The following is a 24,530-nucleotide window of genomic DNA, read 5'->3' as shown; positions in this document are numbered from 1 at the left end:
AGGAGTACGTGTGCTTGTCCTGCTGCCGCCTTCCGAGGGGAAGGCCTCGTCCGGTCGGGGTGCCCCGCTGAAGCTGGAGTCCCTGTCGCTGCCCGGGCTCACCGACGCCCGTGCGGCCGTGCTCGGTGAACTGGTCGAGCTGTGCGGCGGTGACGAGGACAAGGCGCGGGACGTACTCGGGCTCAGCGAGGGGCTGCGCGGCGAGGTCGCCAAGAACGCCGAGCTGCGGACGGCGGGGGCCCGGCCCGCCGGGGAGATCTATACGGGCGTGCTGTACGACGCTCTCGACCTGGCGTCTTTGGACGCGGCGGCGAAGAGGCGGGCGGGCCGGTCGCTGCTCGTCTTCTCTGGGCTGTGGGGGGCTGTGGGCGTCAATGACCGCATCCCCTCCTATCGCTGCTCCATGGGCGTCAAGCTCCCGGGCCTCGGGGCGCTCGGCGCGCACTGGCGGGCGGCGATGGCGGATGTGCTGCCCGAGGCCGCCGGGGGAGGGCTGGTGCTGGACCTGCGGTCGTCGGCGTACGCGGCGGCGTGGAAGCCGAAGGGTGAGGTTGCCGGGCGGACGGCTTCGGTGCGGGTGCTGCACGCGCCGACGCGGAAGGTCGTCAGCCACTTCAACAAGGCGACGAAGGGGCGGATCGTACGGAGTCTGCTGTCGGCGGGGGCCGCGCCGAAGGGGCCGGCCGAGCTGGTGGAGGCGTTGCGGGATCTCGGGTACGAAGTCGAGGCCACGGAGCCTGCGAAGGCGGGGGTTGCCTGGTCGTTGGACGTGCTGGTGGAGGAGATCCACTAGCCGCCTCGCTTGAGGACCCTCATAGCCACCATTGCAGTATGCGCAACGGCCTTTGCGCATACTGCACCGCGGCGGCAGGATGTCGCCATGACATCCGTGCTGGACCTCGCCCCCGTCGTCCCCGTCGTCGTCATCGAGGACGCCTCCGACGCCGTGCCCCTCGCTCGTGCGCTCGTCGCCGGGGGGCTGCCCGCGATCGAGGTCACGTTGCGGACGCCGGCCGCGCTGGATGCGGTGCGGGCGATCGCCGGGGAGGTGCCCGAGGCTGTCGTCGGAGCCGGGACGGTCGTCACGCCGGAGCAGGTGACGGCGTCGGTGGCGGCGGGGGCGCGGTTTCTGGTGAGCCCGGGCTGGACCGACGTACTGCTGGAGGCGATGCGGGCGTCCGGGGTGCCGTTCCTGCCGGGGGTGTCGACCGTGTCGGAGGTCGTGGCGCTGCTGGAACGCGGCGTGCGGGAGATGAAGTTCTTCCCGGCGCAGGCGGCGGGCGGTACGGCCTATCTGAAGTCGATCGCCGGGCCGCTGCCGCAGGCCCGCTTCTGTCCGACGGGGGGTATCGGTCCGGCGAACGCGGCCGAGTATCTGTCCCTGCCCAACGTCGGCTGCGTAGGCGGGACTTGGATGCTGCCGGCGGACGCGGTGGCGGGGCGGGACTGGGGGCGGGTCGAGCGGCTGGCCCGGGAGGCCGCCGGGCTCAGGGGCGTGTCAGGGGCGCAGGTGTGACGTGTCGTTGAAGAGCCGTACGCTCGCGTTGCCGTCGGCGTAGTACGCCACCGCCGAGAGGGAGGCCGCCGAGAGTTCCATGCGGAACAGGGACTCGGGCGGGGCGCCCAGGGCGAGGCGTACGAACGTCTTGATCGGGGTGACGTGCGTGACGAGGAGGACCGTACGGCCGGTGTACGCCGCGATCAGCTTGTCGCGGGTGGCGGCTATGCGGGTGGCGGTGGCCGCGAAGCTCTCGCCGTTGCCGGTGGGGCGGGCGTCCGGGTCCGCGAGCCAGGCGTTGAGGTCGTCGGGGTAGCGCTCGCGGACCTCGCCGAAGGTGAGGCCCTCCCAGGCGCCGAAGTCGGTCTCGATCAGGCCGTCGTCAACGGTCACGTCGAGGCCGAGGCGGGCGGCGACGATGCCGGCGGTCTCCCGGGTACGGGTCAGGGGCGAGGCGAGGATGTGCTGGATCGTGCCGCGCCTGGCCAGGGCGGCACCGACACGCTCGGCCTGCTCGCGGCCGACGTCGGACAGGGACGGATCGGTACCGCCGCTGCCGGAGAACCGCTTCTGGGGGGTGAGGGGGGTCTCGCCGTGGCGGAGCAGTACGAAGGTGGCGGGGGCGCCCATGTCGGCGGGGGCCCAGCCGGACGAGGGCGTGGCCACGGTGCGTGCCGCCCTGACATCGGCCTCGGCCTTGGTGGGGGCGGCGGCAGCGGGGGCAGGGGTCGAGGACGCGGGGGTCGAGGTCCGTCCCTCCGCCAGTGCCGCGCGCGCCCGGGCCGCGCCTGCGGTCGCGTCTCCCGGTGGGCCGGACGGCTCAGGTTCGACCGCCGCCTTCGCGGCCTTCGCGGCCCTCGCGGCCCTCGCGTCAGCCGCCGCCAGCTCCGCCGTGGAAGCCGCCGCCGACCACTGCTCGCCGCGCTTCCCGGCGTCCATCGCCTCGTTGGCCAGCCGGTCCGCGTGCTTGTTCTGCTCTCGCGGGATCCACTCGTACGTCACCTGAGGAGCCGGGAAGATCCGCGCCGCCTCGAACGCCAGCGGCTTCATGTCGGGGTGCTTGATCTTCCAGCGGCCCGTCATCTGCTCGATGACCAGCTTGGAGTCCATGCGGACGTGGACCGCGGCCGTGGGGTCCAGTTCGTGCGCCGCCCGCAGGCCCGCGAGCAGGCCCCGGTACTCGGCGACGTTGTTCGTGGCGACGCCGATGTACTCGGCCGCCTCGGCCAGCGTCTGGCCCGTCGCCGCGTCGATCACGACCGCGCCGTAGCCCGCGGGCCCCGGGTTGCCCCGTGACCCGCCGTCGGCCTCGACGATGAACTCCCGCACGGCACAGTCTCCTAGAGGCCCGACTCGGCCGTACGCACCAGGATGCGGCGGCAGTTCTCGCAGCGCACCACCGTGTCCGGGGCGGCCGCGCGGATCTCGTTGATGTCCGTGATCGACAGTTCCTGGCGGCAGCCCTGGCAGGTGCGCTGGTACAGCTTGGCCGCGCCGATGCCGCCCTGCTGCTCGCGCAGCTTGTCGTAGAGCTTGAGGAGATCCGCGGGAATCGAACCCGCGATGACCTCGCGCTCCTTGGTCACTGTGGCCACCTCGCCGTCGATCTCCTCGAACGCGGCGTCCCGGCGCGCGGTCGCGTCGTCGACCTTCCCCTGCACGGCACCGACCCGCTCGGTCAGCTCGGCGACCCGCTCCTGCGCGGACTCACGGCGCTCCATGACCTCCAGGACGACGTCCTCGAGGTCGCCCTGGCGCTTGGCGAGGGAGGCGATCTCGTGCTGGAGGTTCTCCAGGTCCTTGGGGGAGGTGATGGCGCCGGAGTCCAGGCGCTGCTGGTCGCGGGCGGCGCGCTGGCGCACCTGGTCCACGTCCTGCTCGGCCTTGGTCTGCTCGCGGGCGCAGTCGCTCTCCTCGGTCTGCGCGGCCACGAGCAGGTCGCGCAGCTGGGTGTGGTCCTTGGTCAGCGACTCGATCTCGGCGTGCTCGGGCAGCGACCTCCGCTTGTGCGCGAGCTGCTGGAGGCGGACGTCGAGTGCCTGGACGTCGAGGAGTCGGATCTGGTCGGCCGGCGCGGCGTTCAGTTGGGGGCTCCAGTAGTGCTAGTGGGCGGGTTGGACGCCGCGTGGGCGGTCCAGGGGTCGGTGACCGTCTTCGAGACGTGGACGCGCAGGTCCCATCCGTGCCGGTCGGAGATCTCGTCGAGCTGGGCGGCGGCCAGCTCGCACCAGGGCCATTCGGTGGCCCAGTGCGCCGCGTCGAGCAGCGCGAGAGGAGTGTGGGCCACGGCCTCGGACGCCGGGTGGTGGCGGAGGTCCGCGGTGAGGAAGGCGTCCACGCCGACCGCCCGTACCTGGTCGAAGAGGCTGTCGCCGGAGCCGCCGCTCACGGCGATCGTACGGACCGTCGCCTCGGGGTCACCGGCCACGCGGATGCCCTGCGCGGTGGCGGGCAGCCGCTCGGCGGCCCGTGCGGCAAGTTCGCGGACGGTCAGCGGGTGGTCGAGCTCGCAGACACGGCCGAGGCCGCGGCGGCCGTCCGGGTCCGTCGGGTCGGGCACCAGGGGGCGTACAACACGCAGGTCCAGCGCCCCGGCCAGCGCGTCGCTGACTCCGGGGTCGGCTGTGTCGGCGTTGGTGTGCGCCACGTGCAGGGCGATGTCGTTCTTGATGAGGGTGTGGACGACCCGGCCCTTGAAGTGCGTCGCCGCGACCGTCGTCGTGCCGCGCAGATAGAGCGGGTGGTGGGTGACCAGCAGGTCGGCGTCGAGCTTCACCGCCTCGTCCACGATCTCCTGGACCGGGTCGACGGCGAACAGGACCCGGGAAACCTCCTGGTCGGGGTCGCCCACGACGGTGCCGACCGCGTCCCAGGACTCGGCCCGCTCGGCGGGCCACAGGTTCTCCAGCGCGGCGATGACTTCAGACAGACGGGGCACGAAGGACAGGCTACCTGGCTGTTCCGTACGGCTGTACCGGCGCCGGAGCCGTGGGATGGACCCCGTCATCGTCCCCGTCGTCGTCGCCGCCGTCGACCCCGCCTTCGCGACCCGGTGGCCACCCGGGGCCACCCTCGCTCCGCTCAGCACAACCACCCCCGTTTCCTCAGGCGAATCGTTCCTCGGCCACCCCTTTGTGTGAAGGGACAGCCCGCCGATCCCCCGCCTGTGCGTGCGAAAACTAGCTTCGTCACTGGAGGTGACCGGACGATGACGGCCTGTGCGATCGAGCCCGCGGCGGAGTCCGACAACGGCGACGCGCCTCGGGCGGAATGCACCATCACGGCGGACGGTTCCTACGCCGCCCGCCTCGCGCTGAACGGTGACTGCTGGTTCCCGGAGCGCTGGACCCTGGACGGCCCCGAGCCCTACGCCGTGCCGCTGCCCGCCCACCAGCCGGAGGAGCCCGGCACCGAGGTGCAGCCCATGGGCGACGGGCGGGTCCTCATCCGCCGCCCGACCGACGGACGGCACGTCTTCTCGCTGCTGTACCCGACCGGGCCCGGCACCGGCGAGCTGCCGCTGGGCGCGGTCCAGTGCCCGGAGGAGGGTGCCCGGCTGCGACTGCTGCCCCCGGCGCCGGGCGGCGACAAGGCGTACGCCCTCGCGGTGGGCCGGCGCTCCAGCGCGGTGTGGCTGGTGGCGGGGGGCGCCTTCGGGCCCGAGCAGGTCGCGCAGGTGCCGGGGCGTTGCTCGGGCGGGGTGTGGCTGGACCGGGGCGGGCGGATGCTGGCCCTCGACCGGGAGTCCGGGGGCCGTACGAAAGCCGTCGTGGTGGACCTGGGGCGGGGCGGCGAGGTGTCGCCGCTGTTGCAGATCGCGGACGGCAGCGACGACCGGTTGCTGCTCGCCGACCCGGACAGCGGGCTGCTGCTGATCCGGTCGGACGCGCCGTCGCCGGGGCAGGAACGGTTGGGCTGGGGGGTGCTGGGCAGCACGCTGCCGGTGCGTTTCCCGGAGTGCCTGCGGATGGCGGAGTGCGCGGTGACGCCGTTCGCGATCCAGCCGGGGCAGGTGCTGACGCCGGAGAGCTGTGGGGTGGCGCTGCGCATCGCCGGGCCGGTGGGGAGCTGGGTCGGGGTGTGGCGGCCGGCCGAACGGCGGGTTCGTCATCTTCCGGCGCCCGAGGGGTGGTTGGCGGGTGCCGGGTTGTGGACTCGGGACGGGGTGCTTCAACTGCCGTATGCCACGCGGGAGGTGAGGTGTGGAGTGGCGCGGGTGGGGTTGCCGTCGCCGGAGGAAGGACCGGAAGCAGAACCGGAGTCGAGGTCTTCCACGGCGGTGGAAAAGGAGCCTCCGGGTCCTGTCGCGCCCCGTCCCGTGCCGTTGCAGCAAGCGCCGTTGGGCGGTCTTGTAACGAAGTAGTGGCGGTTGGCGTGGCCGTCTGGATTCGGCCCGTGGTCGTCCGGTTAAACTCGCCCGGCTGTAAGAAAGATCATGTTGACGGGGTGAGTTTTCCGATGAGCAACGCCAGCACGACCCAGCCGGGGCCGGCCGACGTTCACGACGTTCAGAAGGCTGCCGGCCACGGCAGGCACCGGGGTCCGGTGTCGTCCCACGACAGCGAGACGGCTCCCCGCGGCCGTCACCGCAAGCCGGCCGAGGAGACCGAGTCAGCAGCCTGACACCGGGCGCCGACGACTGCGACGGCCCTGTTCCTCCTCGAGGGACAGGGCCGTTGCCGTACCTACCCGCCGCCTACCCGCGTTTCAGCGCCAGGACCTCTGCCGCCCCGAACGTCTCCCCCGCCGGCCGCTGCGCGTAGTGCGCGGTGAGCAGGGCGTCCAGCTCGTCGTACGTGAAAGCCTCCTGCTTGCTGTCGAACTTCGCGGACACTCGCGGCCGTTCGACGATCGCCACCATGCCGCCGTGCACGACGAGCAGCTGGCCGTTGACGCGGGCGGCGGCCGGTGCGGCCAAGTAGCCGACGAGCGGGGCGACATGCTCGGGGGCGAGGGGGTCGAGGCCGTCCTGCGGCTGTTGGAGGCCCGCGAAGACGTCCTCGGTCATACGGGTGCGGGCACGTGGGCAGATCGCGTTCGCGGTCACGCCGTACTTGGCGAGCGCGAGGGCCGTGGAGGTGGTGAGCCCGACGATTCCGCCCTTGGCCGCCGCGTAGTTGGGCTGCCCGGCGGATCCGGCGAGGAACGCCTCCGACGAGGTGTTCACGATCCGTCCGTACACCGGCCCGCCCACCGCCTTGGACCGCTCGCGCCAGTGCGCGGCGGCGAAGCGGGTGGTGTTGAAGTGGCCCTTGAGGTGGACCCGGATGACCGAGTCCCACTCCTCCTCCGACATGGAGAAGACCATGCGGTCGCGCAGGATGCCCGCGTTGTTGACGAGGATGTCCAGCTTGCCGAACTCGGTGATCGCCAACTGGACCAGTGCGGCGGCCTGTTGGTGGTCGGCGACGTCCCCGGTGTGGGCGAGGGCCTTGCCCCCCGCCGCGCGGATCTCGGCGGCGACCTGCTCGGCGGGGCCTGCGGAGGCCTCCCCCGAACCGTCCCGTCCGGGCCGTCCGTAGTCGTTGACGACGACCGCCGCGCCGAGCCGGGCGAGCTCCAGTGCCTCGGCCCGGCCCAGACCGCGGCCGGCGCCGGTGACGATGGCGGACAGTCCCTCAAGTGGCAGCGACACACGCACTCCCGTCAGATCTCGATGCACGTACGCAGCGCCGTGCCCGTGCGCATCTGATCCAGGGCCTCGTTGATGTCGGCGAGCGGCACGCGGTGGGTGATCAGGCCGGCCAGGTCGATGCGGCCGGCGCGCCAGAGCGCGACCGTCCGCTCGTAGGAGCTCAGGACGTCGCCGCCGCCGTACATGGACGGCAGGATCCGCTTCTCGTCGAAGAACAGCTCGAACATGTTGAGCTGGAGGAAGTCGTCCATGGCGCCCGCGCCGACGATCACGAGCGTGCCGCCGCGCCGGGTGTTCTCGTACGCCGTCCGGGCGGTGGCCGACTTGCCGACGACCTCGAAGACGTAGTCGAAGCCCTCGCCGGCGGTGACCTGCTGCTTGGCGTCGGCCAGCTCGTCCGGCGAAACGGCCCTGGTGGCACCGAACTTGAGGGCGGACTCGCGGCGCGAGGCGACCGGGTCGACGGCGACGATCTCGGCGGCCCCCTTGAGCCGGGCGCCCTGGATCGCGGAGATGCCGACGCCGCCGCAGCCGATGACGGCGACGGACGAACCGGCCGCCACGTCGGCGGTGTTGAGCGCGGCGCCGAGTCCTGTGGTGACCCCGCAGCCGATGAGGGCGGCGATGTCGAAGGGGACGTCGTCGGGGATCGGCACCGCGCAGCCGGCGTCGACGACGACCTCCTCGGTGAAGGTGCCGGTGCCGGCGAAGCCGAAGACGTCACCGCCGGGGCGCTTGAAGTTGGGGGTGCCGGCGTTCATGAACCCGGCCAGGCACAGCTGGGTCTGGCCACGTTTGCAGGCGGGGCAGGCACCGCAGGCGGGGAGCCAGCAGACGACGACGCGGTCGCCGGGCTTCAGGTGCCGTACGCCTTCCCCGACTTCGAGTATCTCGCCGGCGCCCTCATGACCCGGCACGAAGGGCGCCGGCTGCGGAAGCACCCCCGCCATCGCGGACAGGTCGGAGTGGCACAGCCCCGTGGCCCGCACCCGGACCCTCACCCTGCCGGGGCCAAAGCCCACCGCCTCGACGTCGTCGAGGATCTCGAGCTTGTCCTGGCCGATCTCGTGCAGTACGGCTGCTCGCATGGTGCGGCTCCCCTCTGGAGTACGGGCGTGAGGCTGTGCGGTGGCGGGCTCAGGTGTGTTCGACGACCGTGTCGGCGAGGACGGGAGCGTCGTCGCGCTCCACCGCGCCCACCTCCACCCGGACCCGGCCCTCCTGCCGCCACATGCGGATGCGCAGGGTCTCCCCCGGGAACACGACGCCGGCGAACCGTGTGACGTACGACCGCACCCGGCTCACGTCCCCGCCGAGCAGCGTGTCGACGACCGCCTTGAGCGTGATGCCGTAGGTGCACAGGCCGTGCAGGATGGGCCGCTCGAATCCGGCGATCTTGGCGAACTCCGGGTCCGCGTGCAGCGGGTTGAGGTCGCCGGAGAGGCGGTAGAGGAGGGCCTGGTCCGCACGAATGGGCCGCTCGACGACCTTGTCGGGGTGGCCGGCCAGTGGTTCGAGGCGTGCGGAGGGGCCGCGGTCGCCGCCCCAGCCGCCCTCTCCGCGTACGAAGATCTGCGCGTCGTTGGTCCACAACGGGCCGTCGGCGTCGGCGACCTCGGTGCGCATGACGAGGACGGCCGCCTTGCCCTTGTCGTAGACGGCGGCGATACGGCCGGTCGCGGTCGCGGTGCCCGCGACGGGCACCGGGCGGTGGACGGTGAGCGACTGCCCGCCGTGCAGGATGCGGGCGAGGTCGACCTCGATGCCGGGCATGGACAGGCTGCTGATCACGCCGGGTGAGCCGGCGCCGGCGACGGTGGCGAAGCTCGGCAGGACGTGCAGCCGGGACTCCAGGGTGTAGCGCAGTTCGTCGGGGTCGGTGGCGGGACCCGCGATGTCCGGGCGGGCGCCCGCGCCGATGCCGAGGTGGTAGAGCTGCACGTCCTTCGCGGTCCAGGAGATCTCGCCGGTCCGGGGTTCGGCGGCTACGGCCTTGGCGGCGTCGATGGGCATGGGGCTCCTGACAGAACGGGGCATCCGGCAGATCGGGCGTCCAGCAGATCGGGCATCCGGCAAACGAACCGGGGGCATCCGGTGTATCGGGCAAGACCTCGGTACGGCCGTCCGCACCGTCGGCCGCACCGAGGTCGTCACGGGCCGTTCTAGAACGCGTTCCAGTCCGGCGACCTCTGTATAGCCGAGCGCCCTGCACTTGTGAAGACTCCTGACGCCTCATCAGATGAGGTTCGCCGGATCGACGCGCCGGGGCCTTACCCGTGCCGGACCTGGCCAACGGACCGGCCCCAACGCTCACTCGCCGCCGAAGGCTGCGGGCGGTGGCGAGTTCGAGCCACGTTCACGGCTTCCGTCACCGATTCGCCTGCCGCTCACGGCACTCGGCCGAACCACCGATCATCGCTATCCGGTCATCAACTCCCTTGCGATCACGATCTGTTGTGTGCCGCGGCGGTAGACTGGCCGAGGCCCAGTCAACGGGTTGGACGACCCACGACGACGCGCAGGGGGATGCACATGAACACCTTGGGCCACGCCGGTTCCGCCGCGTGGTTACCCCGGGCCCGCTCCATGAGCGGCTTCCCGCGGTTACGGCCTCATCGCGTGGACATGGGCCGTCCGGGTGACGTGTGCGCTTGCTCCCACGGGATCCGGATGCCGATGTTCTGACAGAACTCGGAAGGATCGTCGTTGTCTGCTCCGTCTCCGGTGTGCAATCACCGGGTCTTCGTCGTCGTCATCGTTGCCCTCTTGTCGGTCATCGCGGGCATCATCGTCGGAATTCTCATGAGCGCAGGGGGCGCCGGGCTCCCGGCGGCGCTCATCGGCGGCGGGGGCGGTTTCGTCTCCTCCGTGACCGTGAGCCTGCTCATCACGAACGCCATCGGTCTGACGTGACCGGGACGGGTGGCGCGGCTCGAGAACCGGTTCCCTTCGGGTCGTGCCACCCGGGCTCTCACCAGGCCCGTCCCCCATACGCTGGCCGTGTGAACGAGATGCCCCGGGACCACCGGCCCGCGAAGTCCATCAGGGTCCTGCTCGCCGAGGACCAGGGCGTGACGCACGGGGCGCTCGCCTTACTGCTCGGGATGGAGCCGGACCTCGAGGTCGTGGTGCAGGTGCCGGCAGGGGAGGCGATCGTGGACGCCGCTCTCACGTACCGGCCCGACGTCGCCCTCCTCGACGTCGAACTCCCGGGGCGGAGCGGCCTCGACGCCGCGGCGGAGCTGCGCGACCAGGCGCCGGACTGCCGGGTACTGCTTCTCACCACCCACGGCCGCCCCGGCCACCTCCGCCGGGCCATGGACGCGGGCGCCGCCGGTTTCCTGGTCAAGGACGCCCCCGTCGAGGAACTGGCGACCGCGATCCGCCGAGTCCTGACCGGCGAGACGGTCATCGACCCGGCCCTCGCCGGCACCGCCCGCGACGCCGGCCCCAACCCGCTCACGGCCCAGGAGTGCGACGTCCTCAGAGCTTCGGCGAACGGCGCGACCGTCGCCGACATCGCCGCCCGACTGCACCTCCCCGAGCCGACGGTCCTCGACTGCCTCGTCTCCGCCACCGCCAGGACGGCCTCCGCCAACCACACGGAGGCGCTGCGGGAGGCCCGGCTGCGGGGGTGGCTGTAGCCCTTGTCGCGGACTCCGGCCGCTCCGCCTCCTACTCCGCCACATGCACCGCCTTGAAGACCGTGTCGTCCGGCGCCAGGCACACGAACCAGTTCACCGGGGAGCCGTCCACCGGGCGGATCGCCTCGTCGTCGGTGTTGATGTCGTAACCCGCCGGCACCTTGCGGACGTCGGTCATCGTGCCGTTCTGCCAGGTGCAGGTGACCGTCCGGGCGGTCTTGCCGACCTGTCCGATCACCAGGCGGTTGGGGGCTTCGGCATCCGGGTCCAGGGGGAGCGCGGCGGCCTCGATGTCCGTCCCGGTCATGCTGCCGTCCTCCTTGGTGAACACGTCCAGCATCGTGATCTGGGGCTCCGCGCCGGCGCCGTATGCGCGGGCCACGAAGAAGGCCTTCTTGCCGATCAGTTCGGAGGGCTTGTCCACCGGTCGGTTGCCGTAGGTGGCCATCGCCTCCCACTGGACCTGTGCCTCCGCCGCGTTCCTCGGCGCACCCCACACGTCGATCGTGACCGACCACTCCTTGCCGTGGTCGTTGCCGGTCGCGATCGTGGATCGCTGAGGCACGAACACATGCTCGTCCTGCGCCGACGGCGGCTGCGTCGCCACGTGCGAGCCCCGGCTCCCGTCCCCGCCCGGCAGTCCCGCCAGTGCCAGCGTCCCCGCCGAGCCGACCAGCACCAGGGCCGTCGCCGTCGCCACCACCCAGCGGCGGGCCCTGCGGCGGCGGCCGCCCCGGATCACCGCCTGGTAGGGGGCTATGCCGATCTCGGCCCCGTCCGCGGCGTCGGCCAGCAGCAGGGCGATGTCCGTGTTGCTGATGTCGTGGCTGCTCATGCCGTGGTTCGTCTCCCGGTCCGCGCTCATCGGCCCCGTCCTCCCTGCGTCACCATCTCGGCCAGTCCAGGTATGGCCCGGAGTTTCGCGATCCCCTTGGCCGCGTTGCTCTTCACCGCGCCGACGGAACAGCCCATCGCCTCCGCCGTCTGCGTCTCGGTCAGGTCCTCCCAGTAGCGCAGCACCACCGCCTCCCGCTGCCGGGGCGGCAGTTGGGTGAGCGCCGACAGCAGGGAGCTGCGGTCCTCGGCCCGGCCGATGCGGTCATCGGTGTCCGCCACCTCCCGCGCCAGCCCGGAGTCGTCCTTCGGCGCCAGGAACTCCTTGAGCCGTCGGCGGTGTTTGCGCGCGTGCGCGTTGATCATCACGCGTCGTACATACGCCTCCGGGTCGTCGGCCGAGCCGACTCTGCGCCAGGCCACATAGACCTGTTCCAGCGTCGACTGGACCAGGTCCTCCGCGGCGTGCTGCTCCCCCGTGAGGAGAAATGCCGTCCGCATCAGCCGCGGCCAGCGGCCGATGACAAAGCTCTGGAACTCCGTGTCCCGAGCCGCCTTGCGATCCCCCATGGGCACCTCCTTGATATTCAAAGGAGTCCACGGACCGTCCGGACCGTTGCCTCACGAGGCAGAAGTTTTTCAGGACGGCGCGTTGCCCACCGCCGAGCATGGCCGGGAGGATCTCAGGACGCGGAAGCCTTCCTCGGCAGCCACAGCAGCATCAGCACCGCCCCCGCCAGCAGCAGCACCGCCGACGCACGGAACACCAACGCATACCCCTCGGTCAGAGCCTGCGGCGTCTCCGTCAGCGCGTGCGGCCCCCCGCTCCCCGCCGAACGCCCCGCCGCAATCGTCGACATGACCGCGAGCCCCAGCGAACCACCCATCGTGCGGGAGGTGTTGACCAGCCCCGACACCAGCCCGGCCTCACCGGGACCGGCCTCGGACGTGGCCAGCGACGCGAGCGGCGTCATCCCCAGACCCGCGCCCAGCATCATCAGGATCCCCGGCACCATGATCGAGGTCACATACCCGCCCTCCACACTGAGCGTCGACTGCCAGCCGAAGCCGACGGCCGCGACCGCCGTGCCCAGCACCGCCACGGTGCGCGGGCCGACCGCACGCATCAGCCGGGGTGCCAGTTTGGAGCCGACGACCACGGCCAGCGAACTCGGCACCAGCGCCAGCCCGGCCTCCAGCGGGGTGTAGTGGAGCACGTTCTGGGCGTACAGCGTCATGAAGAACCACATGCAGAACATCGCCGACCCGGACAGGAACATGGCCACGTTCGCCGACGCCACGGCCCGCAGTCGCAGCAGCCCGAGCGGCATCAGCGGAGCCGCCGTACGTGACTCCACGACGAGGAAGACGCCGAGCAGAGCGGGGCCGGCGAGCAGCGGTACGACCGTGGCGGCCGCCATCCAGCCCGAGGCCTCCGTCTGCGAGATGCCGTACGCCAAGGTCGCCAGCCCGGCCGTCACCAGCACCGCACCCGGCAGGTCCAGTCGCCGCCGGTCCCCGGCCCGGCTCTCCGCGAGCCACCGCACCGCCCCGGCCAGCACCACCGCCCCGATCGGCACGTTGATCAGCAGCACCCAGCGCCACGACAGCACATCCACCAGCACCCCGCCGACGAGCCCGCCCGCGGCGCCACCCCCCGCACCGACGGCGGTCCACGTCCCGATCGCCCGCGCCCGAGCCGCCCCCTCCGGCACCGCCGCCGTCAGGATGGTCAGCGTCGAGGGCGCCAGCACCGCCGCGCCCAGCCCCTGCACGGCCCGCGCGACCAGCAGCTGCCACTCCTGCTGGGCCAGCCCGCCGGCCAGCGAGGCCAGGGTGAACAGGCCCAGCCCGACGAGGAACATCCGCTTACGGCCGTACAGATCCCCGGCCCGCCCGCCGAGCAGCATGAAGCCCGCGAAGGCGATGGCGTACGCGTTCACCACCCACTGCAGTCCCGGCGCGCTCAGCCCCAGGTCGGCCCGCATCGACGGCAGCGCGACGTTCACGACGGACACGTCGAGCACGACCAGGAACTGTCCGGCGCACGCGAGGGCGAGCACCAGCCAGGTGGGCGGGTTGGTACGGCGAGGGGCGCGGGTGACATCGGCGGCTTCGAGCATGAGTGTCATGCTCTCAACGACCGACGCTCCTGGCATCGGGAATTCGGTCTAGGACCGGCGCCCCCTCGCGCCATGAGCCCGTTCATCCAAGAGAAGGTCAAGAAATCGTTAGCTGGCCAAAGCATCGGAATAGTTGCCCAGGCACACCGGGTTGATCCCCCACATGACACAAACGACCAACGACCAGCCCACCAGCAGAGCGACCTCCGGCGCCCTCGTCCCGGTCCTCGCCTTCGCGGGCATCGTTGTCGCGGTGATGCAGACCCTGCTCGTCCCGGTCATCAAGGACCTGCCGCAGCTGCTGAGCACCGCGCCCAGCAACGCCACCTGGGTCCTGACCTCGACCCTCCTCTCGGGCGCCGTCGCCACCCCGATCATGGGCCGTCTGGGCGACCTCTACGGCAAACGGCGCATGCTGATAGCCAGCCTGTCGGTGATGGTGGTCGGCGCGCTGATCAGCGCGTTCACCAGCACCCTCCTCCCCATGATCGTCGGCCGTACCCTCCAGGGCTTCGCGATGGGCGCGATCCCCCTCGGCATCGGCCTGATGCGCGACATGCTGCCCCGCGAGCGACTCGGCTCGGCGATGGCCCTGATGAGCTCCTCGATCGGCGTCGGCGGCGGACTCGCGCTGCCCGCCGCGGCCCTGGTCGCCCAGCACGCCGACTGGCACGCCCTCTTCTACGGAGCCGCCGGCCTCGGCGCCCTGTCCATCGTCCTCACCCTCCTCGTCGTACCGGAGTCCAAGGTCCGCGCCGAAGGCTCCTTCGACGTGCTCGGCGCGCTCGGCCTCTCCGCCGGCCTGGTCCTCTTCCTCCTGCCGATCACCAAGGGCAGCGACTGGGGCTGGACCTCCGGCACCACCCTCGGCATGTTCGCGGCCTCCGCAGCCGTACTCCTCCTGTGGGGCGTCTACGAGCTGCGCACCAAGGCACCCCTGGTCGACCTGCGCACCACGGCCCGCCCCGCCGTCCTCTTCACCAACCTCGCGTCGATCATGGTCGGCGTCAGCTTCTACGTCGTCTCCCTCGTCCTCCCCCAGCTGCTCCAGCTCCCGAAGGCGACCGGCTACGGCCTCGGCCAGTCGATGGTCGTCGCCGGTCTGCTCGTCGCCCCGCTGGGCCTGACGATGATGTTCACGGCACCCGTCTACGCCCGCCTCTCGGCGAAGTACGGCCCGAAAGTCACCCTCATCCTCGGCATGCTGATCATCGCGATCGGCTACGGCGCCGGCCTCGGCCTGATGAGCGCCCCCTGGCAGAGCCTCGTCATCGCGGTCGTCCTGGGCGCCGGCATCGGCCTGGCCTACTCCTCCCTCCCCGCGCTGATCGTCGGCGCGGTCCCGGCCTCCGAGACGGGCGCGGCGAACGGCCTCAACACGCTGATGCGTTCCATCGGTACGTCGGTCTCCAGCGCCGTCATCGGCATGGTGCTGGCCAACACCGCGAACACGGTGGGCGGCGTCGAGATCCCGACCATGCACGGCTTCCGCGTCTCGTTCCTGATCGCGACCGCCGCGGTGGCCATCGGCCTGCTGATGGCCCTGTTCCTGCCGAGGCAGCGTCCGGCCGCCGCCCACCCGCAGCTGCGCGCCAGCAGCGAGGAGGACGCCAACCTGGAGCGCGCCGAGGAGGCATTGCGCGGCTTCCGCGGCCGCGTCCTGGACGCCGAGGGCACGCCGGTGGCCCGCGCCAGGGTGACGCTCATCGACCGCCGGGGCCGCCAGGCGGGCGCGACCCTCTCCGCCGAGGACGGCACCTACGCCCTCTCGGTCCCCGCCCAGGGCGCCTACGTCCTGGCCGCCCGGGCCGACGGCCACGCCCCGCTCGCCTCGTCGGCGACGCACACCGGCGATGACAGCCCGGTCGACCTGGACCTGTCGCTGCCGGGAGAGACGGTCACCGCGTAAGAGACGGTCACCGTGTGAGACCCGGCAGGTCACACCCCCCGTCGCACACATGACGGGGGGCGTGGTGCACCATGGGCGCCCAAACACCCGTACGACCGAGAGGACCCTCATGGCCCCGGCGCCCAAGCCCGAGATTCTCGCCGCCTTCGAGGCCGCCAAGGGCTTCATGCCGATGCACGAGGGGCTCGCTCTGTACGCGGCCGCCGTCGAGGCCGGGCGGCTCGGCCTGCCGCTCCTGGAGGTCGGCACCTACTGCGGCCGCTCCACGATCCTGCTCGCCGACGCCGCTCGCGAGGCCGGGGTGACGGCCCTCACGGTCGACCACCACCGGGGCAGCGAGGAGCAGCAGCCGGGGTGGGAGTACCACGACCCGGAGACGGTCGACCCCGAGATCGGCCTGATGGACACGCTGCCCACGTTCCGCCGCACGCTGCACCGCGCCGGTCTGGAGGAGCACGTCGTCGCCCTCGTCGGCCGCTCCCCGCAGGTGGCGAAGGTCTGGGGCGGCCCCCTCGGCCTCGTCTTCATCGACGGCGGCCACACCGACGAGCACGCGAACGCCGACTACGAGGGGTGGGCCCCGCATGTCGCCGACGGCGGGCTGCTCGTCATCCACGACGTGTTCCCGGACCCGAAGGACGAGTTCACCGGCCAGGCCCCGTACCGGATCTATCTGCGGGCACTGGAGTCCGGGGCGTTCACGGAGGTGTCGGTGACCGAGTCGTTGCGGGTACTGAAGCGGACGGGGACAGGGGTCTGATCCCACGGTCGGCGGCGCTCGACCGTGCCTTCCCCGCGGAGCGCGTGGTCGGCCCGTAAGGTGGCAGGCGTGTCGTACGTAGGACCGGACTTCGATCCACCCCAGCCCCGCCGCCCCCGCCGCCGCGCCCTGACCGTCGTGGCCGCCGCCCTCGTGCCGGGGGCGCTGCTCGGGTGGGTGATGTACGAGGCGATGGGTGACTCCGGCAACACGGGCGGAGCGGGCAACGCGGCCGTACGGCCGTCGGGCACGACTCCGGAGATCTCCGGCACGAGCGACGACAAGCCGCCGGGCCCGACGCCGACCACCGACTCCACCGCCGACTCCACGGCCGCCTCCGGCCCCCTCCAGGGCAAGGTCGTCGTCATCGACCCGGGCCACAACCCGAACAACTTCCAGCACACGGCCGAGATCAACCGCAAGGTGAACATCGGCACGAACTGGAAGGAGTGCGACACGACGGGTACATCCACCAACGACGGCTACACGGAAGCCGAGTTCACCCTCGACGTCGCCCACCGTCTGCGCACCCTGCTGCAGAAGCAGGGCGCCACGGTGAAGTTCACCCAGGACGGCGACCGGCCCTGGGGCCCCTGCGTGGACGAACGGGCCCGCATCGGCAACAAGGCACACGCCGACGCCGTCGTCTCCATCCACGCGGACGGCGCGGGCGCCGACCAACGCGGCTTCCACGTCATCCTCCCGGCCAAGGTGTCCGAGGGCGCCGCCGACACCGGCCCGATCGTCACCCCCTCCCGCGAACTCGGCGAACGCATCGCGGGCTCCTTCGTCCGCGTCACGGGCAGCGCGCCCTCCAACTACGTCGGCGGCGGCACGGGTCTCGTCACACGTAAGGACCTCGGCGGTCTCAATCTGTCAACGGTTCCCAAGGTGTTCATCGAGTGCGGCAACATGCGCGATAACAAGGACGCGGCGTTGCTCACCAGCGGTGCGTGGCGACAGAAGGCAGCGCGGGGGATCTCTGAGGGAATCGTGAGTTTCCTGCGCGGGTAGTGATCACCGGGCTGATACCGGCGGACACTCTCGCCGGTCGGAAGATAGGGTCGTCCCTACGATGAGGGGCCACCCCTGCGCTTCACACCGGGGCCTTACGGCGACATGGTGACAGCGACGCCTCCAGCGATGCCGATGACGAGACGACTGACGAAGGACCTCCTGAAGTGAATATCCGCTCCCTCACTCGAGGCGACGGCGTGGTGATCGGAGCAGCGGTGTTGCTGTTGATCGCGTCGTTCCTCGATCTCTACTCGATCGACGGGGCTTCCGACAGCGCCGACCTCCCGAATCTCTGGGGAAGTGGGCCGGTCCTGATGAGCGTCGTCCTGGCCGGGATCATCGGCGGCGCACTCGTCATCGTGTCCCGGGGCCTGCCGCAGGTGCCCAAGGTTGCCGGCCTGGACCTGGGGCAGTTCGGCGCCGCCTTCGCGGTCTTCGCTGCGTGGAGCGCGCTGGGCAACATCTTCGACGTGATGGGCGGAGCCGACAACGGCGGCACGGATATCGGGGTCAGCCCCGGCATCGGCCTGATCCTCGCCCTCATCGCCACCCTGGTCATGGCCGGCGCCGCCATCGCCACCCCCCTCGTCCCCGCCCTCCAGGCCGCCCTCATCCCGGCCCCCCGCCCCGCCGCCCCCCAGCCCTACGGCGGTCAGCCGCAGGGCGGTTACGGCTACCCGGGTGCCCAGCAGCCGCAGCAGCCCTACGGGGGTCAGCCGCAGCCCGGGCAGCCCTTCGGTGGGCAGCCCCAGCAGCCGCAGACGCCGCAGGCGCCCGCCGCGGACTTCTCTCCGTTCTGGTTCGCCGTGCCCGTGCCGCGTCCGCTGTTCGCGGAGGACGGCTCGCCCACGCCGATCGCCGAACTCGCGCCGGGCACCTGGTACCTGGCCGTCGAGCAGCGCGGCCCGGCCCTGGTGGCCCAGACGCAGGACGGCCGCCGTGGTGTGCTGCAGGACACCTCGGGGATCCAGCGCGGCTGAGCCCGCGAACCCCGCTCTACGGCCCCTCACCCTTCCCGGTGAGGGGCCGTTGTCGTACAGTCGCCCTCCCAGCTGACATACCGTCAGGAGGAGGCAGGCATGCGGCTCGGGCTCGCTCTCGGTTACTGGGGTCGCGGCCCCTCCCCCGACCACGTCCCCCTCGCCCAGGAGGCCGAGCGGCTCGGCTACGACTCCGTATGGACCGCCGAGTCCTGGGGGTCCGACGCGTTCGCCCCGCTCACCTGGATCGCCGCACAGACCTCAAGGATCAAGCTGGGTACGGCCGTTGCCCAGATGGCGGCCCGCTCACCGACCACGACCGCCATGCACGCCCTCACCCTCGACCACCTCTCCGGTGGCCGCATGATGCTCGGGCTGGGGCTGTCGGGGCCGCAGGTGGTGGAGGGGTGGTACGGGCGGCCGTTCCCGGCGTCGCCGCTCACCGCTACGAGGGAGTACGTCGATGTCGTACGGCAAGTCCTGCGTCGCGAGGCTCCGGTTGAGCTCGACGGGCGTTTCCACTCCCACCCGTACCGCGGCCCGGACGCCACCGGTGTCGGCAAGGCGCTCAAACCGATCACCCACCCCCTCCGCCCGGACCTGCCGATCCTTCTCGGTGCCGAGGGCCCCAAGAACGTCGCTCAGACCACCCGCATCGCCGACGGCTGGCTGCCGTTGTACTGGTCGCCGAGTAGGCCCGAGGTGTACGGGGACGCCGTACGCGACCTTCCACAGGGATTCCTCGTCGCTCCGATGGCGCGGGTGAAGGTATGTGACGACGTCTCCGACGGCCTCCTGCCCGTCAAGGCCATGCTCGGCTTCTACATCGGCGGCATGGGCCACGCGGCCCGCAACTTCCACGCCGACCTCATGGCGCGCATGGGGTACGAGGACGAGGCCAGGCGGATTCAGCGGCTCTTCCTTGACGGGCGCCGGGAGGAGGCCGTACTCGCCGTGCCCGACGCCTTCGCCGACGAGATCTCCCTGGTCGGGCCGCGTGAACGCATCGCGGAGCGGCTGGAGTTGTGGCGGAAGGGGCCGGTGACCGATCTGCTGGCACTGGTGCCGGATCGGGAGTCTCTGCGGGTGCTGGCGGAGCTGAACGCGTAGTCCGCCTCCGGGTTTCATCCAGACATCAAGGGCTACCCGAAGGGGCATGTCCCCTCGATATCGCAACGGTGCCAACCAGGCCGGCACGGTCATCGCGATCGTCGCCGACGTCATGGCCGTCATCCTGGGCCTGTGGATCCTGATGTATCTGCTGGACGCCAACCGCGCCAACGACTTCGTCCAGTTCGTGCATGACGCGGCGCGTTGGCTGGCGGGCTGGTCACACGACCTGTTCACGTTCGACGAGGAGTGGGCGAGGGTCGTGGCGGGCTACGGCCTGGCGGCGGTGGTCTACCTGTTCATCGGGCACGCGATAGCCAATCGAGTCCACCGCCACTGAAACGCGCTCGCTGTCAGGCGCAGCAGTCCGGGTCCAGCCCCAACGGCAGCCGGTCCCCGCCGAACACCGCGCATGTCGCCTCGTGCCCGCCCAGCGCCGCGACGGCGAGCAACAGCGACCCCGCCGTCCAAGTCGTCAGCTCCTGCGGCCAGATCGCGTCGTCGTCGAAGACATAGCCCGTCCAGTACAGGCCGCTCTGCGGATCCCGCAGATGCTGGATGGACTGCAGGATCTCCAGTGCCCGGTCCGACTCCCCCATCGCCCAGAGCGCGAGGGCGAGTTCGGCCGACTCGCCGCCCGTGACCCACGGGTTGGGCACGACACACCGCACGCCGAGCCCGGGAACGACGAAACGCTCCCAGCCGTCCTCCATCCGGGACTTGGCCTCGGCTCCGGTCAACGCACCGCCCAGCACCGGGTAGTACCAGTCCATCGAGTACCGGTCCTTGTCCAGGAACCGCTCCGGGTGCCGGCGGATCGCGTGCCGCAGTGCGCCCGCCGCCAACTCCCAGTCCGGCTGCGGCTCTTCCCGCTGCTCGGCGATGGCCAGCGCGCACCGCAGCGCATGGTGGATCGAGGAGGAACCGGTCAGCAGGGCGTCCGCCGTCGCCGTCCCGTCGTCGTCGCGCCGCCAGCCGATCTGCCCGCCCGGCTGCTGGAGCTGGAGGACGAACTCGATCGCGGCGTAGACGGACGGCCACATGCGGTCCAGGAACGTGTCGTCGCCGGTGGAGAGATAGTGGTGCCAGACGCCTACGGCTATGTAGGCGACGAAGTTGGTCTCGCGCCCGGTGTCGGTGACGTCGTCGAAGGCGCCGTCCTGGTAGGCGGCGTACCAGGAGCCGTCCTCGTTCTGGTGCGTCGCCAGCCAGGTGTACGCCCGCTCGGCGGCCGTGTGCTCACCGGCGGCGTCCAGCGCCATCGCGGCCTCTACGTGGTCCCACGGGTCGAGGTGGTGCCCGCGGAACCACGGGATCGCCCCGTCCTCCCGCTGTACCGCGAGGATCCCCGCCACGGTCGCGGCGGCCTGCCCTGCGGTGAGGACCCCGGGCAGGACGAGGTGTTCTGTCCGGGGGGTGGTCACCGGGCGTCCACCGCCGGCAGGTGGGGCTTGGTCGCGTACGCCACGAAGCTCTTGCCGATCAGCGGGTTCAGCGCCTGTTCGGCGACCCGGGTGGCCAGCGGTTTCTTCATGATGTCCCAGACCAGCAGCTTGTGGTACGCCCGCACCGGCAGCGCCTTGTCGTTGTCGACGCCGAACGCGCACTTCAGCCACCAGTAGGGCGAGTGCAGGGCGTGGGCGTGGTGGGTGCCGTAGGGCTTGAGGCCGGCCTCGCGGATCTTGGCGAGCAGCTCGTCCGCCTTGTAGATGCGGATGTGGCCGCCCTCGACCTCGTGGTACTCGTCGGACAACGCCCAGCAGACCTTCTCGGGGCCGTAGCGCGGGACGGTGATGGCGATACGGCCGCCGGGCCTGAGCACCCGCACCATCTCGGCGAGGACGCCCTTGTCGTCCGGGATGTGCTCCATGACCTCGGAGATGATCACGACGTCGAAGGACTCGTCGGGGAAGGGCAGCGCGAGGGCGTCGCCCTCCATGGCGGTGGCGGTGGCCCCCTCCGGCGCCTCCCCCGCCTCCTTCATCGCCGCGAACCACTTCGCGACCTCGCGGATCTCCTCACCGTTCTGGTCCAGCGCCACGACCTGGGCGCCGCGCCGGTAGCACTCGAACGCGTGCCGGCCGGCACCGCAGCCGAGGTCCAGGACGCGGTCGCCCGGGGCGAGCGGGAACCGGGAGAAGTCGACGGTCAGCACGTGGGCCTGCTTTCGCGGTCGGAACGATGGGCGGGGCGGGGGGCACCGGGCGTGTGTACGGCGGTCATTGGGCGGCCTCGGTCACGCGGGCGGCCTCGGTGACGCCGGCGGCGTCGGTGGCGCGCGCCGGCTCGGCGGGCTCGGTCACCCTCGCCGGTGCGGCATCCGTCGCGGCCGCGGAGCGGCCGGGAGCCGGGGTCGCGGAGCGGCTCGTCGCCGCCGCTGCGGAGCGGCGTGGCCCCCCGCCCGCGGAGCGGGCTATCGCCTCGCGGTAGCGGGCCACCGTTCCCTCGGCGGCCCGCGCCCAGGTGAAGTGCTCCAGCACGCGCTCACGCCCGGCGTGACCCAGCCGCACGCGCAGTTCCTCGTCCCCCAGCAGCCGGCTCAGCCCAGCGGCCAGCGCCCCCGCGTCGCCCGGCGGCACCGCCAGGCACGTCTCGCCGTCCCGCCCCGCCACCTCCGGGATCGCCCCGCCGGTCGTGGCGACCAGCGGCGTTCCCGTGGCCATGGCCTCGGCGGCCGGCAGGGAGAAGCCCTCGTACAGCGACGGCACGCACGCCACCTGCGCCGAGCGCACCAGGTCGACGAGCTCCGCGTCGGAGATGCCCTTGACGAACTCGACGGCGCCTTCGAGGCCGTACCGTTCCATGGCCTGGGCGACCGGGCCCTCCTCGGGCCGCTTGCCGACGACCACGAGATGGGCGTCGGGGTGCTCGGTACGGACCTTGGCGAGTGCCTCGACGAGGAAGACCAGGCCCTTGAGCGGGACGTCGGCGCTTGACGTCGTCACGATCCGGCCGGGGATCCGCCGTACCGACGGATCCGGCGAGAAAAGGTCCGTGTCCGCGCCGATGTGCACGACGTGGATGCGGTCCTGGCGTACGCCGAGATGGTCGACGATCTCGTCGCGGGACGTGCCGGAGACGGTGAGGAGGGACGGCAGGCGGCGCGCCACGCGCTTCTGCATGCGTGTGAAGGCGTACCAGCGCCGTACCGACATCCGTCGCTGCCAGCCCTCCGCCGCGTCCAGCTCCAACTGGCGGTCCACGGTGATGGGGTGGTGGATGGTGGTGACGAGGGGGGCGCCGACGTCGCCCAGCAGGCCGTAGCCCAGCGTCTGGTTGTCGTGCACGACGTCGAACTCGCCGCGCCGGGCGCGCAGATGGCGGCGGGCGCGCAGTGAGAACGTCAGCGGTTCGGGGAAGCCGCCGGTCCACATGGTTCCGACTTCCAGCGCGTCGATCCAGTCGCGGTACTCGTCGCGCTTCGGGGTGCGGAAGGGGTCGGGCTGGCGGTAGAGGTCGAGGCTGGGGAGCTCGGTGAGGGTGAGGCGGTCGGCGTAGTCGTCGCCCTCGTCGAGGACGGGGTACGGCTGGGAGCCGATGACCTCGACGCGGTGGCCGAGGCGGGCCAGCTCGCGGGAGAGGTGCCGTACGTAGACGCCCTGGCCGCCGCAGAACGGGTTCCCTTTATAGGTGAGGAGGGCGATGTCGAGCGGTCGCTGCCCGTCGGCGGCAGGGTCCTTGGGGGACCCGGCCTCCCTGGCCTCAGCGGTCACTCCGGACCCCCTTCTCGCTCTGCTGTCCCGCGAGATTACGACGGGACGCTAATCTAGAACAAGTTTCAGACTTGATCGTTCAAGAGCTCTGAATCTACCGGCAGGTAGCGCCGCTGTGAGCGATGGATCAGGTGATTCACGCCACGACCGACACCCTGGCATGCTCTGTCCGGTCACTCACCCTCACCGACTGTCACGGAACGGGATCCATGCCTGCGGAAGCCAGTAGCGCGAGCCCCTCCTCACCGCCCCTCACCGAGCGGCAGGAGGCCCGGCGCCGGCGCATCCTGCACGCCAGCGCGCAGCTCGCCAGCCGGGGTGGGTTCGACGCCGTGCAGATGCGGGAGGTCGCGGAGTCCTCGCAGGTGGCGCTGGGCACGCTGTACCGCTACTTCCCGTCCAAGGTGCATCTGCTGGTCGCCACGATGCAGGACCAGCTGGAGCACATGCACGGCACGTTGCGGAAGAAGCCGCCGCAGGGTGAGACGGCGGCGGAGCGCGTGGCGGAGACCCTGATGCGCGCGTTCCGCGCCCTGCAGCGCGAGCCCCACCTGGCCGATGCCATGGTGCGCGCCCTGACCTTCGCCGACCGCAGCGTCTCCCCCGAGGTCGACCAGGTCTCCCGGCAGACGACGTTGATCATCCTGGACGCGATGGGTCTGGAGAACCCCACCCCCGAGCAGCTCTCCGCCGTCCGCGTCATCGAGCACACCTGGCACTCGGCCCTGATCACCTGGCTGTCGGGGCGTGCCTCCATCGCCCAGGTGAAGATCGACATCGAGACGGTGTGCCGACTGATCGACCTCACGGCGCCCGCGGACACATGAATGACCTACGAGACGGGTTCCCTGCGCCGGTATTACCCGGATCAGGTATTGGGGGTCGCCTTCCGGCCTGACTGCTGCCTTCCGGCCTCTCAGCCCGGACCGTCGATGTCGGCCCCAGCGGAAGCCTTTGCTTCCCGCCAGAGTCGGCTACTCCGGTTCGGGCTCCCTCACTCGTCCCGTAGGCCTACCTCCATAATAGGACATCCGCCCGAAAACGAACCCCCTGAAGGGGACATTTCTGGCATTATTCCTCGGGTGGAAACACCGGCTCCCCGCTCTCCAGCATCGTGATCACGATCGCCTCCACCGGGCAGCTCTCCGCCGCGGCCAGGAGCTGCTCGTTCGCGTCGGTCTCCGGGTCGGCGGGATGGGACTGGCGGCCGGTGTCGAGGCGGAAACCGTCGGGAGCGTGGTGGACGCACTGGGCCGAGCCGATGCACACCGACCGGTCGACCTCGACGTGCCAGCGGTCGCCCATCC

General features: G+C 71.4%; 25 protein-coding genes. 12 read left to right on the top strand and 13 right to left on the bottom strand.

The window, feature by feature from the left end; genetic code table 11:
• Positions 1 to 10: 10 nt before the first annotated feature.
• Positions 11 to 793, top strand: coding sequence for a peroxide stress protein YaaA (yaaA, locus tag IF78_RS0116565; RefSeq protein WP_031476447.1), 783 nt, complete (start codon positions 11 to 13; stop codon positions 791 to 793).
• Between the two features lie 87 nt (positions 794 to 880).
• Complete coding sequence (locus IF78_RS0116560; protein ID WP_031476445.1) at positions 881 to 1,516, top strand: bifunctional 4-hydroxy-2-oxoglutarate aldolase/2-dehydro-3-deoxy-phosphogluconate aldolase; 636 nt, start codon at positions 881 to 883, stop codon at positions 1,514 to 1,516.
• On the opposite strand, the gene IF78_RS0116555 is transcribed toward IF78_RS0116560, so the two are convergent.
• From IF78_RS0116555 to IF78_RS0116545, 3 genes are read right to left on the bottom strand one after another with little or no spacing between them, the layout of a single operon-like run.
• A complete protein-coding gene (locus tag IF78_RS0116555) occupies positions 1,499 to 2,827 on the bottom strand; it encodes a bifunctional RNase H/acid phosphatase (RefSeq protein ID WP_031476443.1) in 1,329 nt (442 codons plus the stop codon). The two genes, IF78_RS0116560 and IF78_RS0116555, sit on opposite strands and share 18 nt — an antisense overlap.
• Before the next feature lie 11 nt (positions 2,828 to 2,838).
• Positions 2,839 to 3,582, bottom strand: a complete 744-nt coding sequence (locus tag IF78_RS0116550) for a zinc ribbon domain-containing protein (protein WP_078662472.1) — start codon at positions 3,580 to 3,582, stop codon at positions 2,839 to 2,841.
• Positions 3,579 to 4,436: a Nif3-like dinuclear metal center hexameric protein gene (locus IF78_RS0116545; protein WP_031476414.1), complete on the bottom strand. Its 858-nt coding sequence runs from the start codon at positions 4,434 to 4,436 to the stop codon at positions 3,579 to 3,581. The genes IF78_RS0116550 and IF78_RS0116545 overlap by 4 nt, the downstream gene beginning before the upstream one ends.
• A 270-nt stretch (positions 4,437 to 4,706) precedes the next feature.
• On the opposite strand from IF78_RS0116545, the gene IF78_RS0116535 reads away from it, so the two are divergent.
• Entirely contained in the window at positions 4,707 to 5,861 is a 1,155-nt protein-coding gene (locus IF78_RS0116535; RefSeq protein WP_031476412.1) for a hypothetical protein, read from the top strand.
• Between the two features lie 333 nt (positions 5,862 to 6,194).
• On the opposite strand, the gene IF78_RS0116525 is transcribed toward IF78_RS0116535, so the two are convergent.
• Genes IF78_RS0116525 through IF78_RS0116515 form a run of 3 tightly spaced genes read right to left on the bottom strand, consistent with a single transcriptional unit; the run spans position 6,195 to position 9,146 of the window.
• Positions 6,195 to 7,133, bottom strand: a complete 939-nt coding sequence (locus IF78_RS0116525; protein ID WP_031476410.1) for a 3-oxoacyl-ACP reductase — start codon at positions 7,131 to 7,133, stop codon at positions 6,195 to 6,197.
• Positions 7,134 to 7,144: 11 nt separating this feature from the next.
• Complete coding sequence (locus tag IF78_RS0116520) at positions 7,145 to 8,221, bottom strand: Zn-dependent alcohol dehydrogenase (RefSeq protein WP_031476408.1); 1,077 nt, start codon at positions 8,219 to 8,221, stop codon at positions 7,145 to 7,147.
• A gap of 49 nt (positions 8,222 to 8,270) precedes the next feature.
• Positions 8,271 to 9,146: a MaoC/PaaZ C-terminal domain-containing protein gene (locus tag IF78_RS0116515; protein ID WP_031476407.1), complete on the bottom strand. Its 876-nt coding sequence runs from the start codon at positions 9,144 to 9,146 to the stop codon at positions 8,271 to 8,273.
• Between the two features lie 693 nt (positions 9,147 to 9,839).
• Between IF78_RS0116515 and IF78_RS0116510 the strand changes: the two genes are divergently transcribed.
• A complete protein-coding gene (locus IF78_RS0116510; RefSeq protein ID WP_158751405.1) occupies positions 9,840 to 10,046 on the top strand; it encodes a hypothetical protein in 207 nt (68 codons plus the stop codon).
• 98 nt (positions 10,047 to 10,144) lie between these two features.
• On the top strand, positions 10,145 to 10,777 hold the full coding sequence (locus IF78_RS0116505; protein WP_031476403.1) for a response regulator transcription factor: 633 nt from the start codon (positions 10,145 to 10,147) through the stop codon (positions 10,775 to 10,777).
• Between the two features lie 31 nt (positions 10,778 to 10,808).
• Here IF78_RS0116505 and IF78_RS0116500 read toward each other — a convergent pair whose 3' ends face one another.
• The 3 genes from IF78_RS0116500 to IF78_RS0116490 all read right to left on the bottom strand — a co-directional run bounded on the left by IF78_RS0116500 (position 10,809) and on the right by IF78_RS0116490 (position 13,743).
• Positions 10,809 to 11,642, bottom strand: coding sequence for a hypothetical protein (locus IF78_RS0116500; RefSeq protein WP_031476401.1), 834 nt, complete (start codon positions 11,640 to 11,642; stop codon positions 10,809 to 10,811).
• Positions 11,639 to 12,181 carry a SigE family RNA polymerase sigma factor gene (locus IF78_RS0116495; protein ID WP_031476399.1) on the bottom strand — a complete coding sequence of 181 codons (543 nt, stop codon included), beginning with the start codon at positions 12,179 to 12,181 and terminating at the stop codon, positions 11,639 to 11,641. The genes IF78_RS0116500 and IF78_RS0116495 overlap by 4 nt, the downstream gene beginning before the upstream one ends.
• 113 nt (positions 12,182 to 12,294) lie before the next feature.
• Positions 12,295 to 13,743, bottom strand: a complete 1,449-nt coding sequence (locus IF78_RS0116490; RefSeq protein ID WP_031498319.1) for an MFS transporter — start codon at positions 13,741 to 13,743, stop codon at positions 12,295 to 12,297.
• A gap of 154 nt (positions 13,744 to 13,897) precedes the next feature.
• On the opposite strand from IF78_RS0116490, the gene IF78_RS0116485 reads away from it, so the two are divergent.
• The 6 genes from IF78_RS0116485 to IF78_RS0116460 all read left to right on the top strand — a co-directional run bounded on the left by IF78_RS0116485 (position 13,898) and on the right by IF78_RS0116460 (position 19,850).
• Positions 13,898 to 15,643 carry an MFS transporter gene (locus IF78_RS0116485; protein ID WP_031476395.1) on the top strand — a complete coding sequence of 582 codons (1,746 nt, stop codon included), beginning with the start codon at positions 13,898 to 13,900 and terminating at the stop codon, positions 15,641 to 15,643.
• 109 nt (positions 15,644 to 15,752) lie between these two features.
• The gene (locus IF78_RS0116480; RefSeq protein WP_031476393.1) at positions 15,753 to 16,403 is read left to right on the top strand and encodes a class I SAM-dependent methyltransferase; all 651 of its coding nucleotides are present in this window, start codon (positions 15,753 to 15,755) and stop codon (positions 16,401 to 16,403) included.
• Between the two features lie 69 nt (positions 16,404 to 16,472).
• Positions 16,473 to 17,417, top strand: coding sequence for an N-acetylmuramoyl-L-alanine amidase (locus tag IF78_RS0116475; RefSeq protein ID WP_031476391.1), 945 nt, complete (start codon positions 16,473 to 16,475; stop codon positions 17,415 to 17,417).
• Between the two features lie 167 nt (positions 17,418 to 17,584).
• On the top strand, positions 17,585 to 18,400 hold the full coding sequence (locus tag IF78_RS0116470) for a DUF5336 domain-containing protein (protein ID WP_031476389.1): 816 nt from the start codon (positions 17,585 to 17,587) through the stop codon (positions 18,398 to 18,400).
• Positions 18,401 to 18,499: 99 nt separating this feature from the next.
• Positions 18,500 to 19,510 (top strand): LLM class F420-dependent oxidoreductase, encoded by a 1,011-nt coding sequence (locus tag IF78_RS0116465; protein WP_031476387.1) that lies wholly within the window; start codon positions 18,500 to 18,502, stop codon positions 19,508 to 19,510.
• Between the two features lie 46 nt (positions 19,511 to 19,556).
• Positions 19,557 to 19,850 (top strand): hypothetical protein, encoded by a 294-nt coding sequence (locus tag IF78_RS0116460; protein WP_031476386.1) that lies wholly within the window; start codon positions 19,557 to 19,559, stop codon positions 19,848 to 19,850.
• 13 nt (positions 19,851 to 19,863) lie between these two features.
• Here IF78_RS0116460 and IF78_RS0116455 read toward each other — a convergent pair whose 3' ends face one another.
• The 3 genes from IF78_RS0116455 to IF78_RS0116445 all read right to left on the bottom strand — a co-directional run bounded on the left by IF78_RS0116455 (position 19,864) and on the right by IF78_RS0116445 (position 23,223).
• Entirely contained in the window at positions 19,864 to 20,934 is a 1,071-nt protein-coding gene (locus IF78_RS0116455) for a prenyltransferase/squalene oxidase repeat-containing protein (RefSeq protein WP_031476384.1), read from the bottom strand.
• On the bottom strand, positions 20,931 to 21,665 hold the full coding sequence (locus IF78_RS0116450; RefSeq protein WP_031476382.1) for a class I SAM-dependent methyltransferase: 735 nt from the start codon (positions 21,663 to 21,665) through the stop codon (positions 20,931 to 20,933). Before IF78_RS0116450 ends, IF78_RS0116455 begins: the two co-directional genes overlap by 4 nt.
• A gap of 64 nt (positions 21,666 to 21,729) precedes the next feature.
• Complete coding sequence (locus IF78_RS0116445) at positions 21,730 to 23,223, bottom strand: glycosyltransferase family 4 protein (protein ID WP_031476380.1); 1,494 nt, start codon at positions 23,221 to 23,223, stop codon at positions 21,730 to 21,732.
• A gap of 209 nt (positions 23,224 to 23,432) precedes the next feature.
• Here IF78_RS0116445 and IF78_RS0116440 point away from each other — a divergent pair, with 209 nt between their 5' ends.
• Positions 23,433 to 24,050 carry a TetR family transcriptional regulator gene (locus IF78_RS0116440; RefSeq protein WP_031476378.1) on the top strand — a complete coding sequence of 206 codons (618 nt, stop codon included), beginning with the start codon at positions 23,433 to 23,435 and terminating at the stop codon, positions 24,048 to 24,050.
• Positions 24,051 to 24,294: 244 nt separating this feature from the next.
• Here IF78_RS0116440 and IF78_RS0116435 read toward each other — a convergent pair whose 3' ends face one another.
• Positions 24,295 to 24,528 (bottom strand): ferredoxin, encoded by a 234-nt coding sequence (locus IF78_RS0116435; RefSeq protein ID WP_031476376.1) that lies wholly within the window; start codon positions 24,526 to 24,528, stop codon positions 24,295 to 24,297.
• Positions 24,529 to 24,530 lie beyond the last annotated feature (2 nt).

Source organism: Streptomyces bicolor, assembly GCF_000719285.1.
Lineage (GTDB): Bacteria > Actinomycetota > Actinomycetes > Streptomycetales > Streptomycetaceae > Streptomyces > Streptomyces bicolor.
The sequence above is the reverse complement of the archived record's forward strand: the minus strand, read 5'-3'. Positions and strand labels throughout refer to the sequence as shown.